Here is a 15370-nt window from a genome sequence, read left to right as displayed (position 1 = left end):
GCGTTCATGCTGATAAATCGACTTGAGCGCACGCCGCCCTAAGAAGCGGAATCGAGACCGTCGATGTAGCGGTTCAGTTCGCCGATGGCGCAGATGATGTGATAAAGGGAGCTTGCCGGCGCGTCGCCGGAGGCGAACCCGCCGTCTTCCAGCATCACGTCGCGCCACAGCCCGCCGGCCGGCTTTTCCATGTAGCTCATCAGCGTGCGGGCGGCATCGAGGGCATGCACTTCGGCGTGCGCCCTGTCGGTTCCCTGCGCGCGCCGCGCCACGGCGATCCACGCCTTGAGGCGCTCGGTCTGCGGCCACAGCCGCGCCCTGGGATCGCAGGCGGAACCGTCGGACCACACTTCGTTGACCGCGACGCGGCGAACGGGATCATATCCCTTCGTCTCCGCAAAGGCGATCATGCGCAGCGGAAAGCCCGCCGCGTCGCCGCCCGTCAGCGTCTGCCAGCGCAGCAGCAGCCAGGCCCATTCGTAATTGTGCCCCGGCTCGACGCGGCAAAGGCCCGCCTCGCGGATGGGCGTCCAGTCGGGCTCGAAGGTCTCCCGCAGCACTCCCTGTTCGCGGTCCACGAAATGCGCCAGGAAGAGCCCCGCCACCATATCGGCAAATTCGCGCCAGCGCGCGTCGGCGGGATCGGCCTCGATCCACGCCAGCGCGGCTTCGAGAAGATGCATGTGCGGGTTGGATCGCAGCGGGAACGGCCTGTCGACGCGGTTGACGAAGCCGCCCTGCGCGTGAGCGAAATGCGCGCGGATCGCCGCGTGCAGCGCCTTCGCGCGCGCGGCGATGTCCGCGTCGCCCAGCAGGCGCCATGCATGCGCGTAGGAGAAGAGCAAGAACGCCTGATCGTAGAGGTCGAAACCGATGTCCGATACCGTATCGTCGGCGGCCAAGGTGTGAAAAAGGAAACCGTCGGCATTCGCGTGGGTGAGGAGAAAACGATAGCCGTGGCGGACGCAGGCAGCCGCGGCGAGCTTGTTCCAGCCGAGTTCCGCCGCCTCGCAAACCGAATATACCTGCCGGGCGGTGACGCGCACGCGCCGCGGCCCCGGCGCGCCCCGGCCGGCGGCGGACAGCGTTTCGGCATATCCGCCGCGCGCCTGCTCCATCCCGACCGTCGACCACAGCGGGAGCACCTGCTCGAACAGAACGCCGCGATAACGCCGCAGGATCTCGCGCAGCCCGTCATTCGCTGCGCGAAGAGCGCTCTCGTCGCGTGCTTCCGCAAGTGGCGTGTGGCCCAATATCGTGCCCATGGTTCTCCGGGTGCCCGTGCGGGCGGCTGCTCGCGGTTGCCAAAACTTGCGGCCGCACTAGACGCGAAATCCAGAACAAGCCGTTAACGCAATTCGACACCCGCGCGCCCGGTCTTCGACCGGTCCGTGAGGGCGCAGATCACCATTCAATGCTTCGATCTCGTCAAACGGCGACCTGATAACACAACCGGGACATGCTGTCACTCGCGCCGTCGCAACGGATCATCTATTTTCTTGTCAAGACATACTGTTGCGCGCCTGTCCTTCAATCGCAACGATGTTTGACGATCGGACTGCTCATCCGATCGTCGGGGACAGGCCGCGCGCCGGGACAGGCTTCACGCCGACGTTTCGGGCCTGCCGCGTTCGACAAGCGCTTTCAGCGCGCCGTAGTCGGGCTTGCCGGAGCCGAGCAGCGGAATGGCGCCGGTCATCACCTCCGCCGGCACGGCGAGTTCGTTCACGCCCTTGCGGCGGGCGAAAGCGAGCAGATCGCCGCGGCTCGCGCCCGCGCTCTCCACGACCAGCACCAGCCTTTCGCCCTTGCGCGCATCGCTCAACGCCGTCACCGCCAGCGGCACGCCCGGCCACAGTTCCGCCGCCAGCGCTTCCACGGCCGCGAGCGAGACCATCTCGCCGCCGATCTTGGCGAAGCGCTTCGCCCGGCCGAGGATGGTGACGAAGCCGTCCTCGTCGATGCTGACGATATCGCCCGTATCGTGCCAGCCGTCCGCCGGAGGCTCCAGAACGCCGGGGTTTTCGGCCCGCAGATAACCGGCCATGATGTTCGGGCCGCGGATGAACAGCCGTCCGCCCTCGGCCACGCCCTCCACCGGCTCGAGCCGCGCCTCGATGCCCGGCATCAGCTTGCCCACGCTGCCGGGCTTGCTGTACATGGGCGTGTTCAGCGCGATCACCGGCGCGGCTTCGGTCACGCCATAGCCTTCCAGAATGCGCAGGCCGAACTTGTCCATGTAGGTCGTGCGCGTCGATGCCTTCACCGGCTCCGCACCGGCGAAGCAATACCGCACCGAGCGGAAGTCGTAAGGGTGCGCCGTGCGCGCGTAACCAGCGAGGAAGGTATCCGTGCCGAAGATGATGGTGGCGTTCGATCCGTAGATCACTTCCGGGATGATCCGGTAATGCAGCGGCGAAGGATAGAAATACACCGGCACCCCATAGACGAGCGGCAGCACCGTGCCCGCCGTCAACCCGAAGGAGTGGAATGCCGGCAGGACGTTGAACACCTTGTCGCCCTTATGAAAATCGACCCGCGCCGCCGCCTGCGCCGCGTTCGCCAGTATGTTGGCGTGAGTCAGCACGACGCCTTTGGGCGTGCCTTCCGAGCCCGAGGTGAAGAGGATCGTGGCCCGGTCGCCGGCGCGCCTGCGGATGAGCGGACGGCTCCGGTTCAGCCGGGCAAGGACTTTTCGCCACGGGCCGATTTGCGGACGAATATCCTCCAGCCAGAGGAACCCGACGCCCTCCGCCTCCAGCGCCTCGACCGCCGCGCCGAGCCGCGCGCGCTCCACGAAAGCGCGGGAGGTGACGATGCCGCGTACTTCGGCCGCAGCGCAGGCGGCGCGGATGTTCAGAACCCCGGCGGAAAAATTCAGCATCGCCGGCACCTTGCCCGCCGACAGCAGCGCCAGCCACGTCACCGCCACGGCGTTGGAATTGGGCAGCAGCACGCCGACCGCCTCGTGACCGGGCAAACGGGACAGCAATTCCCGCCCCAACGCCCGCGCGCCGGTGAGCAGGCCGCCATAGGTCAGCGGGCCGGACAGCGGATCCTCGACCGCGACGCGCCCTGTGCCGAAATCGGCGGCCGCGCGCACGATCTCCTCGAAGACGGTGCCCGTCTTGCCGGAGGTCGAGAACACGAGATTCGACATGATGCCGTAGAGCTGCGCGCCGGCGGCCATGCGGCGCTTGCGCCCGACGATCGCAGGCGGCACCGCGAGGCGTTCCGGCGGGTTGATCGTCACCCTGACCTTGGGAAACAGTTGGCGGCGCGTCTGCATGGACGACAGATGCGACACCGGCGTGCGTTCCAGGCCGTCGATCTTGATCGGCACCACCATCGCGCCGGTTTTGTCCGCCACCATGGCCGCTCCGTCATAGACCTTCATCAGACTGCCCGTCACCGTGATGCGGCCCTCGGGAAAGATGACGAGAGGGTTGCCGGCCTCGACGAGGCGGATGAGCGTGCGCGTGCCCATCGGCTTCGTCGGATCGAGCGGCACGGCATTCACCAGCGGCAGGAAGGGCCTCACCCACCATTTTTTCGCCACGCCGGCGTGGATGGCGAACACCGGCTTGCGCAAGGTTCCGTTTTCGGTCAGCGCCAGCGCCAGAACGGCATCCAGATAGGAAACGTGGTTCAGCGCGAGGATCGGCGCGGGGCCTGCTTTTTCAAGGTTTTCAAGGCCCTTCACTTCGAGCCGGAAAAACGCCCGGAACAGGATGGAGAGAAAATCGCGCAGCGGCTTCGTCGGAAGGAAGCGGAACATGAGGATGCCGGCGACGAGCGACGACAGCCCGAGCCCCAGCGTCACCGTCGCCAGCGAGGCGCCCGCGCCCTGCACGCCGGCAACGATGAGCCCGCCCGCCGTGGTGAACAGCGCGTTCATGATGTTGTTGGCGGCGACGGCCCGCGCCCGCGCGTCCGGCCTCGCCCACGCCTGAAACGCCGCAAAGGCCGGCACGATCAGGAACGCGCCGGAAATCGCCGCAAGCGCCAGCGTGACGACGAGGTTGATCGCAAAAGGCTGGAGGAAGAACGCGAGGCCCCCCGCCGGCATGTCGGCGGGGGGCAGGGAGGCGATGAGCCGCGAGAGATCGAGACAGGCCAGCCCGAAGCCGACGGTGCCGACGACCGCCTGCAACAGCACGATCCGCCCCGCCGAAAGCCACGCGGCGATGGCCGAACCCGCGCCGATGGACACGGCGAAGACCGAAAAGCACACCGCGATGGCAAGCTCGTCACCGCCGATGGATTTTACGAAAGGCGGTACGATCGACATCACGATGGCGCCGCACAGCCAGAACCACGAAACCATCAGCGACGTGATCAGCAGCCGCCGCTCCGTCACCACATCCCGCAGGATATGCCACGACGAGGCGGCGATGTTCGGATTGATCGCAAGGCCGGGCGCCGCCGATCCCGTGCGCGGCATGAGGCAACTCGCCAGAAACGCGATCGACGCGAACACCCCCAGCAGCGCGCCGAAGACATAGGGGTTGTCGCCGCCGCCGGCGAACGAGATGCCGGCGAGGATCGTGCCCGTGAGAATGGCGATGAACGTGCCGCCCTCGATCCACGCATTCGCCTTCGGCAACTCGCTGCGGTCGAGATAATCGGGCAGGACGCCGTACTTGATCGGCCCGAACAACGCCGCGCCTGTGCCGAACAGGAACAGCGCCGCCATCATGACCGGCACGGAGCCGATGCCGATGCCGAACGCGGCGAGGAAAACCACGCCCACCTCGGCGCCCTTCAGGTAGCGGGCGACGACGGCCTTGTCGAAACGGTCCGCGATCTCGCCGCCGGTCGCCGAAAACAGCAGGAAGGGCAGCATGAACACCGCGCCCGCCAGCGTCACCATCGATGCGGCCGCATCCGCCGCCATGGTCGCCAGAATGACGAAAACCAGCGTGTTCTTCAGGAAATTGTCGGAAAACGCGGCGAAATACTGCGTCCAGAACAACGGCGCAAACCGCCGGGACAACATCAGCGGTCGTGAATCTTTCAGTGCCGGCATCTTGCGCTCCAGAGCCATCCGCGGGCAGATGCTCCGCAGAAACAGATTGAACATCGTTCGGAAATCAGGATATCTATTTCCGAACGATGTTCAAGCACATTTATGAACATTGTTCACTTTTTTGGACAGGAGTGCGATTCATGGGTGTCCGGGAAGAGGCGAACGAGCGCAGGCGAAACGACATTCTCGACGCCGCCGAACGTATCGTCGCCGAGAAGGGCATAGGGCACCTGAACATCCGTGACGTCGCCAGGGCATCAGGATGTTCGGTCGGCACGATCTACACCCATTTCGCCGATCTGGATGGCCTCGCGCTGCATGTCAACGCCCGCACCCTGGCAAGGCTCGCCGCCGCTCTGGACGATGTCGAGCGGCACGATCAGGGCGGAGACATCGCGGGCCAACTCTGCGCCATGGCCGGTGCCTACATGGATTTCGCGGCCGGCAACTATCATGTCTGGTCCGCGCTGTTCGAGCACCGGATGCCGCAGCCGCTGCCGGAATGGCATCGGGAAGATCATTTCCGGCTGTTTCGCCGTATCGCGGGCAAGTTGCGAACGCTGCACCCGAATCTGCCGGATGACGAGGCATTCCTGCGCGCGCGCACGCTTTACGCGGCAATACACGGTATCGTCTCGCTGGGGATGGCGGACCGTCTCGGCCGCCTTCCGGCGGAAACGCTGAAAGCCGAAATCCGCCGGATCATGCCGAATCTTCTGTCATGACAAGCCACGACACGCCCGCAGCAGGACCAAGGGCCCGGCTCCCTGTAAGGGGCGGGCATCTATCACGCGAAAAATCCGGGAGGAAGATCAGATGGTGCCCAGAGCCGGAATCGAACCAGCGACACTGCGATTTTCAGTCGCATGCTCTACCAACTGAGCTATCTGGGCTCACGGCGTTTGCAGGTCGTGTCTGCCGCCGCGATCTGGTTCTTATAGAGACATAGGATTGCGATGTCCAGCGCGATGGAAGCGGAATTTGCCGCTTTGTCCACAGGCAGAAAATCCGTCCGGTCCGTCGGCCGGGAATTTGCCGGCCTCCGGCGTTTCGTCGATCGGGACCCGACGCTTGTTCCAGAGCGCCACACCGTCCGCGCAAGACAGGTTCTTCTCGAAGCGGAACGCCGTCAGGCGAATGCGCGGCACATCGTTCAGAAGCCGCTTCTCAGATAAGCGCTCCATGCCGCGTCCGAAGGAAACTGCCACGGAGGCGAAACATCGTCGCGCAACCTGCGCATCGCGCGCAGATCCTGCGCAGGCACGGTGCCGTCCACCAGCCCCAGTTGCTGGAACAGGCTCAGCGAATAGCCGGGCACCCATCGCCTGATGTCATACCACGGAACCGGCATGAAGTTCCCCGGAGCGAGGTTCATCAGCGTGGTCATGCAGCTTTCGCGCAGGGTCGAGTAAAAACGCGGACGCTCGTGCACCTCGTTGACGAAGGCGAGAATCCGCTCGAAATACGCCCGCACGGCGTCACGCCCCCGGAGGATGGGATAAATTTGCAGCTCATCCGGCGGAGTTCTGGCAAGCCGTTGCCAGAAAAGATCCCGCTCGGCGCCGATTTCCGGGTAGATCTGGTCGTGACGGAAAAGGCCGGCGAGCGCATCGAAGCGACCGCCCTTGACCCGCCGCGCCTCGATCGACACCGCCACGTGGCGGCCATCCGAGAAACCGAACGACAGCATGACGTGGGCAAGGGCCTTCACGCCGCCGAAGGGCTGGATGATCAGGTCCGCGCCTTCGAGTTGCGAGAGATCGAAGCTTTCCGTTGTCCAGCGCACCTCGGAAGGCTCTCCCGGACGATGAATCGCATCCCTGAAATTGACGATCGTCACCTGATCGCCGTCGATAATGACGGAAGCCTGTTTGCTTTGCAGATCGATCCAGTCCCGCTCGATCGGCTCCTTGGCGACGTAGGCGGCAAAAAGAGCGCCAACGAGCGCCAGCGCGACGCCGCGTCGCGGCCACAGCCATTTTCCGGGAACGAACCACAAGCACAGAACGACGACCGGAAACGCCCATGCGCCTGTCTCGCGCACGCGGTCGGGCCACGAGATCCAGTAATGAATCGCCAGTGCGCCGTAGAGACTGAGCACAACCACCATTACACCGGCGAGAGCAGCGGATATCCGCGCCAGAAAGACAATCGTGCGTGCCGTCATGGTTGCTACATCCGCCCTCTGGCTTGCATGCGCCCGGATTGCGCGCCACCGATTTCCCGGACAGCGGTTTTCTGTCCGGTTTTGGGTCGTTCAGACGCGAAGGATTGTCAACAGATTCCACGCGGCGGAGCGCGGGTCATCGTGCGCAAGGCGATCAAGGGGAGAGCAGGCGACAACATCCGCAGAGGACATCATGCTTCCTGCAATATTGCTACTGATTTGCGGTTGTGTTGGTCGGAGCGAGAGGATTCGAACCTCCGACCCCCTCGTCCCGAACGAGGTGCGCTACCAGACTGCGCTACGCTCCGACACTTCTTCCGCCGCCCAAGGGCAAGCAGGACAGGAACGCCTTATAGCGCCGTGTTTTCCTGTCCGCAAGCACCATCGCCGATAAATCGCGGAATGCAGGCGAAACGCTGCTGATCAAGCGTCTCGCCTGTGGATATCCTATGCCGCGAGGCTGTCCGCGATCCTGAACGGCGCCGCGGTGCCGGCCTTCACTTCATCGAGCGTCACGCCGTCGGCGAGTTCGATGAGCGTCAGCCCCTCGGGGCCGACATCGAAAACGGCGAGATCGGTGATGATGAGGTCCACCACCCCCTTGCCGGTGAGTGGCAGATCGCATTCCTCGAGAATCTTCGGCTCGCCCTTGGCGGTGTGCTCCATGACGACGACGACCCGCTTGACGCCCGCGACGAGGTCCATCGCCCCGCCCATGCCCTTCACCATCTTGCCGGGAATCATCCAGTTGGCGAGATCGCCCTTGTGCGACACCTGCATCGCGCCCAGAATCGACAGATCGATATGCCCGCCGCGGATCATCGCGAAGCTCGCGGCGGAGCTGAAGAAGCTGGACTGGGGCAGGGCGGTGATCGTCTGCTTGCCGGCATTGATGAGATCGGGATCCTCCTCGCCTTCATAGGGGAAAGGCCCCATGCCCAGCATGCCGTTCTCACTTTGCAGCGTCACGGTGATGCCTTCGGGGATGTAGTTGGCGACGAGCGTCGGAATGCCGATGCCGAGATTGACGTAGAAGCCGTCACCCAGTTCCCTGGCGGCTCGTTCCGCCATCTGTTCGCGTGTCCAGGCCATGTCTGCCTCCCTCAGGCCGCGCGCGGGCGGGTCGTCACCCGTTCGATGCGCTTTTCATAATTGATGCCATGAATGATCCGCGACACGAAAATGCCGGGCGTATGCACGGCGTCGGGATCGATGCCGCCGACCTCCACGAGTTCCTCCACCTCGACGACGGTAACGGCGGCCGCCGTCGCCATCTCCGGGTTGAAGTTGCGGGCGGTCTTGTTGAAGACGAGGTTGCCCTCGGTATCGCCCTTCTGGGCCTTGACGATAGCGAGATCGGCCTTGAGCGCGCGTTCCATGACATAGGTCTCGCCATCGAATTCGCGCAGTTCCTTGCCTTCCGCCACCAGCGTGCCGACACCGGTCTTGGTGAAGAAGGCCGGGATACCCGCGCCGCCGGCGCGGATGCGCTCGGCCAGCGTGCCTTGCGGATTGAACTCAAGTTCCAGCGCGCCGGACAGGTATTGCTCCGCAAAAAGCTTGTTTTCACCGACATAGGATGAAATCATCTTGCGTATCTGCCCACGCTCCAGCAACTTGCCCAGACCGGCGCCATCGATGCCGCAATTGTTGGAAATGATGGTGAGATCCTTGACGCCGCTGTCCACAAGCGCGTCGATCAGCTTTTCCGGGATGCCGCACAGGCCGAAGCCCCCGGCCATGATGGTGATGCCGTCGCGCACCACGCCTTCCAGCGCCGCGCCCGCATCAGGATAAACCTTGTTGACTGCCATGAGCATTTCTCCCTCGAACGGACGCACTGTCCGCCCGCGCGGCCATAATTGCAAGGAGGGAGCAGGACCGCAAGGCTTCACGGATCAGGCCGGTTTCACCCGAACGACAATACTTTTACACGAAAAACATCGCTGTGAGGGCTGGACTTATGCCGCCCCCATATGGCAAACGTCATGCTCTCGCGTATGTTGGATTCGGGGATCGTGCCGCTGTCCTGAAACGCGTGGAATTTGTGCGGGTGTGGTGGAACTGGTAGACGCGCCGGACTCAAAATCCGGTTCCGAAAGGAGTGTCGGTTCGATTCCGACCACCCGCACCACTTTTCTTGATAGCTACCTTGAAATTACTGGTGAAACCGGATTGGCGATCGACAGGTCCATCTTCTGGCCCGCCTGACGCCATGCGCCCGGATGCGGCGGAATGCCATGGCCTGAGCCAATGCCGAACGAGCGATCGCCTCGACCGCCTTGCGGTGGACCGGCGCCGGTTCCGCATCACCATCTGCGAGGCCCGTAGCCCCTGTAGTAGCCGGGCGGCACGCCGTACACCGGCCTGGAACGATAGACGCGGCGCTCCCAATATACAGGTGCGGGTCGGACATATGGGTCGAAGTAGGGCTGCCGTTCCCAATGACCATGCCGCGACGAGTACATGGATTGCCCATCTGCGCCGGGATAGTCATCATCGTACCGAGGCCCGTATCCCGAAACGCAACCTGAAAGAAGCACTCCGGCGGCGATGGCAACGGACGCGGCGAGAACGCGATGCGTCTTCATTGTTCCCTCCTTGGCAAGCCCTGCGGGCGTGCTGCGTCAGGAAGAAACGCGCTGTCTGATGACATGTTCCCATCGATCAGGAGCCGCTTTGGCGGATGTCGGTCGCTGGAGTGCGCATCTCTCCGGCGAACTGTGGTAGACAGGCCGTCACGAGGGAGACGACATCCAGGCGCAGGCGGGAACATCAAATGTCAGATATTATTGATGCGGCAAGATACATTCTGTTGGTGGTCGTCGGCCTTTTACCAATTATGAATCCATTGGTCACAATACCCATATACCTTTCACTGACCGGGGGCATGCCGGAAGCTCACAAAAGAAGACAGGCCAGGAAAGCATGTATTTATGCATTCTCCATACTGGCAACATTCCTGCTGCTCGGTAACGGCATCATTGCCGTCTTCGGCATCTCGATGCCCGGCATCCGCATTGCCGGTGGCATAATCATAATGATACTGGCGTTGAGAATGATCTTTTCAGGTGAAGACACAGCTTCCAGCGTTGACGCGGCCCCTGCCGACATCAAGCGGGCCAATATCGATTATTCGTTTTCCCCCTTGGCCATGCCCAGCCTCTCAGGGCCGGGATCGATCGCCGTCGTCATGGGCTTCGGGTCGCAAATCCCGGAGAACCAACAGGTTGCCGGATATGCAATTGTGCTGGCCGGTATCGCGATCACGACATGCATCGCTTATCTCGCCCTGGCGTCCGCCCGCCTTATCGGGAAGGCCCTTGGCGAGCATGGCATTCAGGCCGTAACGAAGATTATGGGATTTCTTCTCACCTGCGTGGCGGTCCAGTTCCTCGCATCCGGCATAAAGGAATTCCATACGGAGTTCGCCACGCTGTAGCACCTTGTATCGCCTCGCGCGACGACCAGATCGTTCGGGAAGTCGACGCAGCGTTCCCCGTGCTCATGTTCGCCGACAAGGCAGGCGCGTCGAATCAATGAAACGCCGAAATGCTCTAATCGGCAACTATAGCCTTGCCGGATTTATGATGAGTGGGATGTTGAGGCAATGGGAATATTGCATCGAAAACCAAAGTGAATACGAAAGTATAAAAAAGAAAGAAAACCAGTATTGATACTTCCATCATGAAGGCTTCCGCAAATCCGACATGATACCATACCATGTAAAGCGGGATCGTAAAAATAAAAAGCCCAAGCTCAAACCCGACAGCATGAACGGAACGAATCTTCAAGGTTCTTTTAACAATCCGAAGCCGGCGTTCATATGCCTCAAACATCGTATTGAATATATAGTTCCAAATGATTGCGATCACCGATACGACTACGGCAGCAGGCAACGAATTGCCCGCGTTGCTCCCGCTAAGCACCATCAACAGAATGGTCGAAAGCGCAATAGCCATAATCTCGAAGACAATTACATAGATGGCGCGCCGCAGGCGCGGTTCAAGGATGAACATCCGTGGCTCCCGGAGCCTTCGATGGCTCCCAATTCGCTGCGCCGGTCCGCCCCGGACATGTCTTAAGCGGCGAAGGAATTTCGATAGGCCACAGTTTCCGCCTATTCTCGCAAATTAGTCGAGATTGGCTCGAAGTTCAATCGAGCCTACCCGAGCCGACCGCGTTTTCGAGCTGCGACTCACTCCTGATTTGATACGAACAGTCCGCAGACCGATCGGTTTCCGAAGCAAATTTATCAGCGATTTTAAGTGGAAATGGCGGAGGGGATGGGCCTGATATCCAACCTTCTCCACCTTAACTGATTGATTTAAAACGATCACGAGAGTTCGCTTCGCCCGTTTGGGCACGATGGTTGCTCTGCAGCGAACACCATTGTGTGCACCACATTTATCGTCTATCGACGATTGGCGACCATGGGGATTGCTCATGCAGGATTCTGACACCGAGATCGCTGACCGGGCCAAGGCGCTTGCGCATCCGGCACGGCTGCGCATCCTCCGGCTGCTGCTGGCCACGCCCGGCTGCATCGGCGGCGACATCGTGGAGGCTGTCGGCCTCGCACAATCCACGGTGTCCGAGCATCTGCGCATCCTGAAGGCCGCCGGGGTCATCACCGGCGAGATATCTGGCCCGCGTACTTGCTACGCGTTGAACCCCGCCGCGCTCGAGCCGCTGGCAGAATTCATCGGCACGCTGACCGCGCCGTCCGCCGCGGTCTGCTGCATGCCCGACGAGAAGGAACTTTCATGAGCCTGTTTGAACGCTGGCTGACCCTCTGGGTCACCCTCTGCATCCTGGCCGGGCTCGTCCTCGGCAGCCTCGTGCCGGGTCTCTTCGGCGCGCTGGCCGCGCTGGAGGTCGCCTCGGTCAACCTCGTCGTCGCCGTCCTGATCTGGGCGATGGTCTATCCGATGATGATCGCGGTGGATCTCGGATCGCTCAAGGCGGTGGGGCAACGCCCGAAGGGTCTCGTCATCACGCTGGCGATCAACTGGTTGATCAAGCCCTTCACGATGGCGGCGCTTGCGGTCCTGTTCTTCAACCATGTCTTTGCCGGGCTGATCGATCCTGAGCGCGCACCGGAATACATCGCGGGCCTGATCCTGCTCGGCGCCGCGCCCTGCACCGCGATGGTTTTCGTCTGGTCGCAGCTGACGAAGGGCGATCCCAACTACACGCTGGTCCAGGTCTCCGTGAACGACCTGATCATGGTGGTCGCCTTCGCCCCCATCGTGGCCTTCCTTCTGGGCGTGACCGACATCAGCGTCCCGTGGGAGACGCTGATCCTGTCGGTCGTACTCTACATCGTCATTCCCCTGATTGCGGGTCTCCTGACGCGCCGGGCGCTGATCGCGAAAGGCGGCGAGGCCGCGGTGACGGCGTTCACGGCACGGATCAAACCGGCCTCGGTCGTGGGTCTCCTGATCACCGTCGTGCTGCTTTTCGGGTTTCAGGGGCCGGTGATCCTCGCGCAACCGCTGCTGATCGCGCTGATCGCGGTCCCGATCATCATCCAGTCCTACGGCATCTTCGCGCTCGGGTATGGATGGGCATATCTTTGGGCCGTGCCACACCGGGTCGCCGCGCCCTGCGCGCTGATCGGCACGTCGAACTTCTTCGAACTCGCGGTCGCCGTGGCGATCGGGCTGTTCGGGCTGAACTCCGGGGCGGCTCTGGCCACAGTGGTGGGCGTGCTGGTCGAGGTGCCGGTTATGCTCAGCCTCGTCGCCTTCGCCAACCGGACACGCGAGAGGTTCCCCGCGTGAGCACATTCCCGGTCGTCATCCACCACAATCCCGACTGCGGCACCTCCCGCAACGTGCTCGGGTTCATCCAGGCGGCCGGGTACGAGCCGACCGTCATCGAGTACCTGAAGGAGGGCTGGACGCGCCCGCAGCTTCTGGCGCTGTTCGCAGCCGCCGGGATCACCGCGCGCGAGGCGCTGCGCATTGCCCGCTCACCTGCCGAGGAGATGGGGCTCACCGCGCCGGACGTCTCGGACGAGGCATTGCTGGACGCCATGACGCGCCACCCGATCCTCGTGAACCGCCCGATCGTCTGCACGCCGAAGGGCGTCAGGCTTTGCCGCCCGTCCGAGACTGTCTTCGACCTGCTCGACAAGCTCCCTCCGGGTCCTTTCGCCAAGGAGGACGGCCAATTGATCATAGACGCCGAGGGAAACCGGATTGTCTGACACCCTGACCGATCTGACCACACCACAGCTCGACGAGACGAATTTCGCCGCAATCGACCACGACCGGCTGCTGTCCCCTGCCATCAGCACGCATCCGCCCCGCATCCTGATCCTCTACGGCTCGCTCCGGGCGCGCTCGTTCAGCCGACTGTCGGCCGAGGAGGCCGGGCGCATTCTCACTGCATTCGGGGCGGAGGTCCGGTTCTTCAACCCCTCAGGCCTGCCGCTGGTCGATGACGGCGTGGATGCCAGCCACCCGAAGGTGCGCGAGCTGCGCGATCTGGTAGCCTGGTGCGAAGGCATGGTCTGGTCCTCGCCGGAGCGGCACGGCGCCATGACCGGCCTGATGAAGACGCAGATCGACTGGATTCCCCTGTCCGAGGGCGCCGTGCGACCGACGCAGGGCAAGACGCTGGCGGTGATGCAGGTGTCGGGCGGCTCGCAGAGCTTCAACGCGGTCAACCAGATGCGGGTTCTCGGGCGCTGGATGCGGATGCTGACCATCCCCAACCAGTCCTCCATCCCCAAGGCGTTCCAGGAGTTCGACGAGACGGGACGGATGCGCCCGTCGCCGCTCTACGACCGGATCGTGGATGTTATGGAGGAACTGGTGAAGTTCACGCTGCTCACGCGCGAACGGAAGGCGTATCTCGTGGACCGCTACTCGGAGCGCAAGGAAACAGCGGCCGCGCTCATAAAGCGGGTGAACCTCTCCGCCGCAACCTGAGCGCGCGGCGGGTTCGCGAGGCCCGTCCGCGCCGCCTCATGTCCGCCTGAGTGCTAGCAGAGCGATGAACGAGGCGATGCCGATCGCTGCTGTCAGCCAGATCGCCGAGAGGCCCCAAGCCGTCAGCGCGGCGCCGAAGATGAGGGGCGCCGCAGCCTGAAGGATTCGGGCAGGAGCATTGAGCCAGCCGATCCGCCGCCCGTATCCCGCCGGTCCGAAGAGCGCGAGGGGCAGTGTGCCCTTCGCGATTGTCAGGATGCCGTTCCCCGCCCCGTGCAGAAGGGCGAAGGCATAGGCGGCGGGCCCCCCGAAACTCACCAACGCCACGGCGGCCACGGGATGCGCCGCAGCAGCAAAGCGTGTCGAGACAAGCGGATGGAACCGGCGCAGCAGGCCGAACTCCAGCACCCGTGCCGCGACCTGCGCCGGGCCGATGAGCGCGCCCGCCGCGATGGCAACCGCAGTGCTTGCCCCGGCGGCTTGCAAAAGGCCGGGCAGGTGCGCGGCCATGGCGGTCGAGTTGAACCAGGTCGCGGCGAAGACGAAGGCCAGCAGCCAGAGCGCAAGGCGGGACGGCGGCGGCCCCTCTTCGATCGGCGTCGCCTCTGCGGCTACCGTCCTGGTTCCCTTCGGCAGCCACGCGTTCAGCGGCAATGCCACGACCAGGTGGATCAGTGCCCATCCAAGGCAGGCTTCCCGCCAGCCCCACGTCGCGAGCATCACCCCAGAAAGTGGCCAGCCGACGGTGCTCGCAAACCCGGCGATGAGGGTGATCCCGGTGATCGGCCCGCGCGCGTCCTTGCCGTAGATCCCTGCCAGCGTCGCGAACCCCGCCTCGTAAAGCCCGATCCCCATACCGAGCCCGATGACAGCCCAGCCCGCGAAGAGGACGAGGGGCGAGGGAGCCACGGCGAGCAGCCCGAGGCCCGCCGCGAAGACCAGGTTCGACAGCATCAGGACGCCGCGCCCGCCAAAGCCGTCGATCCGCGCCCCGGCCCAGGGTCCGACCATGGCCGAAACCACCATGGCCATGGAGAACGCGCCGAACACCCAGACCGGCGAAAGGCCGAGGTCTTCGGCCATGGGTACGGCCAGAACGGCCGGGATGTAGTAGCTGGAGGCCCAGCTGACGGTGAGGGAAGAGCCGAGCGCGGCGACGACAGGTGCGCGCCGCGCCGGTGACAGTCTTGGGATCATGATGGGGCTTCGATCAGGAAGGGAGCGGCGAGGCAA

Annotated in this window: 14 protein-coding genes and 3 tRNA genes; 7 read left to right on the top strand and 10 right to left on the bottom strand. The window is 63.5% G+C overall.

What is annotated here, in order from left to right:
* Nucleotides 1–38: 38 nt before the first annotated feature.
* Complete coding sequence (locus tag ACOYJQ_RS13100) at nt 39–1265, bottom strand: AGE family epimerase/isomerase (protein ID WP_433458994.1); 1227 nt, start codon at nt 1263–1265, stop codon at nt 39–41.
* Between the two features lie 338 nt (nt 1266–1603).
* On the bottom strand, nt 1604–5029 hold the full coding sequence (locus tag ACOYJQ_RS13095) for an acyl-[ACP]--phospholipid O-acyltransferase (protein WP_433458992.1): 3426 nt from the start codon (nt 5027–5029) through the stop codon (nt 1604–1606).
* 140 nt (nt 5030–5169) lie between these two features.
* Between ACOYJQ_RS13095 and ACOYJQ_RS13090 the strand changes: the two genes are divergently transcribed.
* Entirely contained in the window at nt 5170–5754 is a 585-nt protein-coding gene (locus ACOYJQ_RS13090; protein ID WP_433458991.1) for a TetR/AcrR family transcriptional regulator, read from the top strand.
* A 92-nt stretch (nt 5755–5846) separates the two neighbouring features.
* Here the strand turns inward: ACOYJQ_RS13090 and ACOYJQ_RS13085 are convergent.
* The 6 genes from ACOYJQ_RS13085 to ACOYJQ_RS13060 all read right to left on the bottom strand — a co-directional run bounded on the left by ACOYJQ_RS13085 (nt 5847) and on the right by ACOYJQ_RS13060 (nt 9010).
* A tRNA-Phe gene (locus ACOYJQ_RS13085) sits at nt 5847–5922 on the bottom strand.
* A gap of 42 nt (nt 5923–5964) precedes the next feature.
* Nucleotides 5965–6213 carry a hypothetical protein gene (locus tag ACOYJQ_RS13080; protein ID WP_433458989.1) on the bottom strand — a complete coding sequence of 83 codons (249 nt, stop codon included), beginning with the start codon at nt 6211–6213 and terminating at the stop codon, nt 5965–5967.
* Complete coding sequence (locus ACOYJQ_RS13075; RefSeq protein ID WP_433458987.1) at nt 6183–7196, bottom strand: DUF4105 domain-containing protein; 1014 nt, start codon at nt 7194–7196, stop codon at nt 6183–6185. The genes ACOYJQ_RS13080 and ACOYJQ_RS13075 overlap by 31 nt, the downstream gene beginning before the upstream one ends.
* A 231-nt stretch (nt 7197–7427) precedes the next feature.
* Nucleotides 7428–7504: transfer RNA gene (locus ACOYJQ_RS13070), tRNA-Pro, on the bottom strand.
* Nucleotides 7505–7643: 139 nt separating this feature from the next.
* Nucleotides 7644–8288 (bottom strand): 3-oxoacid CoA-transferase subunit B, encoded by a 645-nt coding sequence (locus ACOYJQ_RS13065; protein WP_433458986.1) that lies wholly within the window; start codon nt 8286–8288, stop codon nt 7644–7646.
* 11 nt (nt 8289–8299) lie between these two features.
* Nucleotides 8300–9010: a CoA transferase subunit A gene (locus tag ACOYJQ_RS13060; RefSeq protein ID WP_433458985.1), complete on the bottom strand. Its 711-nt coding sequence runs from the start codon at nt 9008–9010 to the stop codon at nt 8300–8302.
* Nucleotides 9011–9245: 235 nt separating this feature from the next.
* Here ACOYJQ_RS13060 and ACOYJQ_RS13055 point away from each other — a divergent pair.
* Both ACOYJQ_RS13055 and ACOYJQ_RS13050 read left to right on the top strand, forming a co-directional pair.
* Nucleotides 9246–9330 (top strand) — tRNA-Leu (locus ACOYJQ_RS13055).
* A gap of 645 nt (nt 9331–9975) precedes the next feature.
* Nucleotides 9976–10638: a MarC family NAAT transporter gene (locus ACOYJQ_RS13050; protein WP_433458983.1), complete on the top strand. Its 663-nt coding sequence runs from the start codon at nt 9976–9978 to the stop codon at nt 10636–10638.
* Nucleotides 10639–10753: 115 nt separating this feature from the next.
* On the opposite strand, the gene ACOYJQ_RS13045 is transcribed toward ACOYJQ_RS13050, so the two are convergent.
* Complete coding sequence (locus ACOYJQ_RS13045) at nt 10754–11215, bottom strand: PACE efflux transporter (protein WP_433458981.1); 462 nt, start codon at nt 11213–11215, stop codon at nt 10754–10756.
* A gap of 427 nt (nt 11216–11642) precedes the next feature.
* On the opposite strand from ACOYJQ_RS13045, the gene ACOYJQ_RS13040 reads away from it, so the two are divergent.
* From ACOYJQ_RS13040 to arsH, 4 genes are read left to right on the top strand one after another with little or no spacing between them, the layout of a single operon-like run.
* Complete coding sequence (locus ACOYJQ_RS13040) at nt 11643–11966, top strand: ArsR/SmtB family transcription factor (RefSeq protein WP_010399388.1); 324 nt, start codon at nt 11643–11645, stop codon at nt 11964–11966.
* Nucleotides 11963–12982, top strand: coding sequence for an ACR3 family arsenite efflux transporter (arsB, locus tag ACOYJQ_RS13035; RefSeq protein WP_433458979.1), 1020 nt, complete (start codon nt 11963–11965; stop codon nt 12980–12982). The genes ACOYJQ_RS13040 and arsB overlap by 4 nt, the downstream gene beginning before the upstream one ends.
* Entirely contained in the window at nt 12979–13410 is a 432-nt protein-coding gene (arsC, locus tag ACOYJQ_RS13030) for an arsenate reductase (glutaredoxin) (RefSeq protein WP_010399390.1), read from the top strand. Before arsB ends, arsC begins: the two co-directional genes overlap by 4 nt.
* Nucleotides 13403–14137 carry an arsenical resistance protein ArsH gene (arsH, locus tag ACOYJQ_RS13025; protein WP_010399391.1) on the top strand — a complete coding sequence of 245 codons (735 nt, stop codon included), beginning with the start codon at nt 13403–13405 and terminating at the stop codon, nt 14135–14137. Before arsC ends, arsH begins: the two co-directional genes overlap by 8 nt.
* Before the next feature lie 36 nt (nt 14138–14173).
* Here the strand turns inward: arsH and ACOYJQ_RS13020 are convergent, their stop codons facing one another.
* The gene (locus ACOYJQ_RS13020; RefSeq protein WP_010399392.1) at nt 14174–15334 is read right to left on the bottom strand and encodes an MFS transporter; all 1161 of its coding nucleotides are present in this window, start codon (nt 15332–15334) and stop codon (nt 14174–14176) included.
* Between the last annotated feature and the right edge of the window lie 36 nt (nt 15335–15370).

Origin of the sequence: Pseudochelatococcus sp. (assembly GCF_050946405.1) — a bacterium.
GTDB lineage: Bacteria > Pseudomonadota > Alphaproteobacteria > Rhizobiales > Beijerinckiaceae > Pseudochelatococcus.
This window is presented reverse-complemented; position numbering and strand designations above follow the sequence as displayed.

Bases quoted from the DNA above. Each gene is read 5' to 3' on its own strand.
- ACOYJQ_RS13075 (WP_433458987.1), bottom strand. From the start codon at position 7,196: ATGACGGCACGCACGATTGTCTTTCTGGCGCGGATATCCGCTGCTCTC.
- ACOYJQ_RS13095 (WP_433458992.1), bottom strand. From the start codon at position 5,029: ATGCCGGCACTGAAAGATTCACGACCGCTGATGTTGTCCCGGCGGTTT.
- ACOYJQ_RS13090 (WP_433458991.1), top strand. From the start codon at position 5,170: ATGGGTGTCCGGGAAGAGGCGAACGAGCGCAGGCGAAACGACATTCTC.
- ACOYJQ_RS13020 (WP_010399392.1), bottom strand. From the start codon at position 15,334: ATGATCCCAAGACTGTCACCGGCGCGGCGCGCACCTGTCGTCGCCGCG.
- ACOYJQ_RS13040 (WP_010399388.1), top strand. From the start codon at position 11,643: ATGCAGGATTCTGACACCGAGATCGCTGACCGGGCCAAGGCGCTTGCG.
- ACOYJQ_RS13065 (WP_433458986.1), bottom strand. From the start codon at position 8,288: ATGGCCTGGACACGCGAACAGATGGCGGAACGAGCCGCCAGGGAACTG.
- ACOYJQ_RS13080 (WP_433458989.1), bottom strand. From the start codon at position 6,213: ATGGAGCGCTTATCTGAGAAGCGGCTTCTGAACGATGTGCCGCGCATT.
- ACOYJQ_RS13050 (WP_433458983.1), top strand. From the start codon at position 9,976: ATGTCAGATATTATTGATGCGGCAAGATACATTCTGTTGGTGGTCGTC.
- ACOYJQ_RS13045 (WP_433458981.1), bottom strand. From the start codon at position 11,215: ATGTTCATCCTTGAACCGCGCCTGCGGCGCGCCATCTATGTAATTGTC.
- arsB (WP_433458979.1), top strand. From the start codon at position 11,963: ATGAGCCTGTTTGAACGCTGGCTGACCCTCTGGGTCACCCTCTGCATC.
- ACOYJQ_RS13060 (WP_433458985.1), bottom strand. From the start codon at position 9,010: ATGGCAGTCAACAAGGTTTATCCTGATGCGGGCGCGGCGCTGGAAGGC.
- ACOYJQ_RS13100 (WP_433458994.1), bottom strand. From the start codon at position 1,265: ATGGGCACGATATTGGGCCACACGCCACTTGCGGAAGCACGCGACGAG.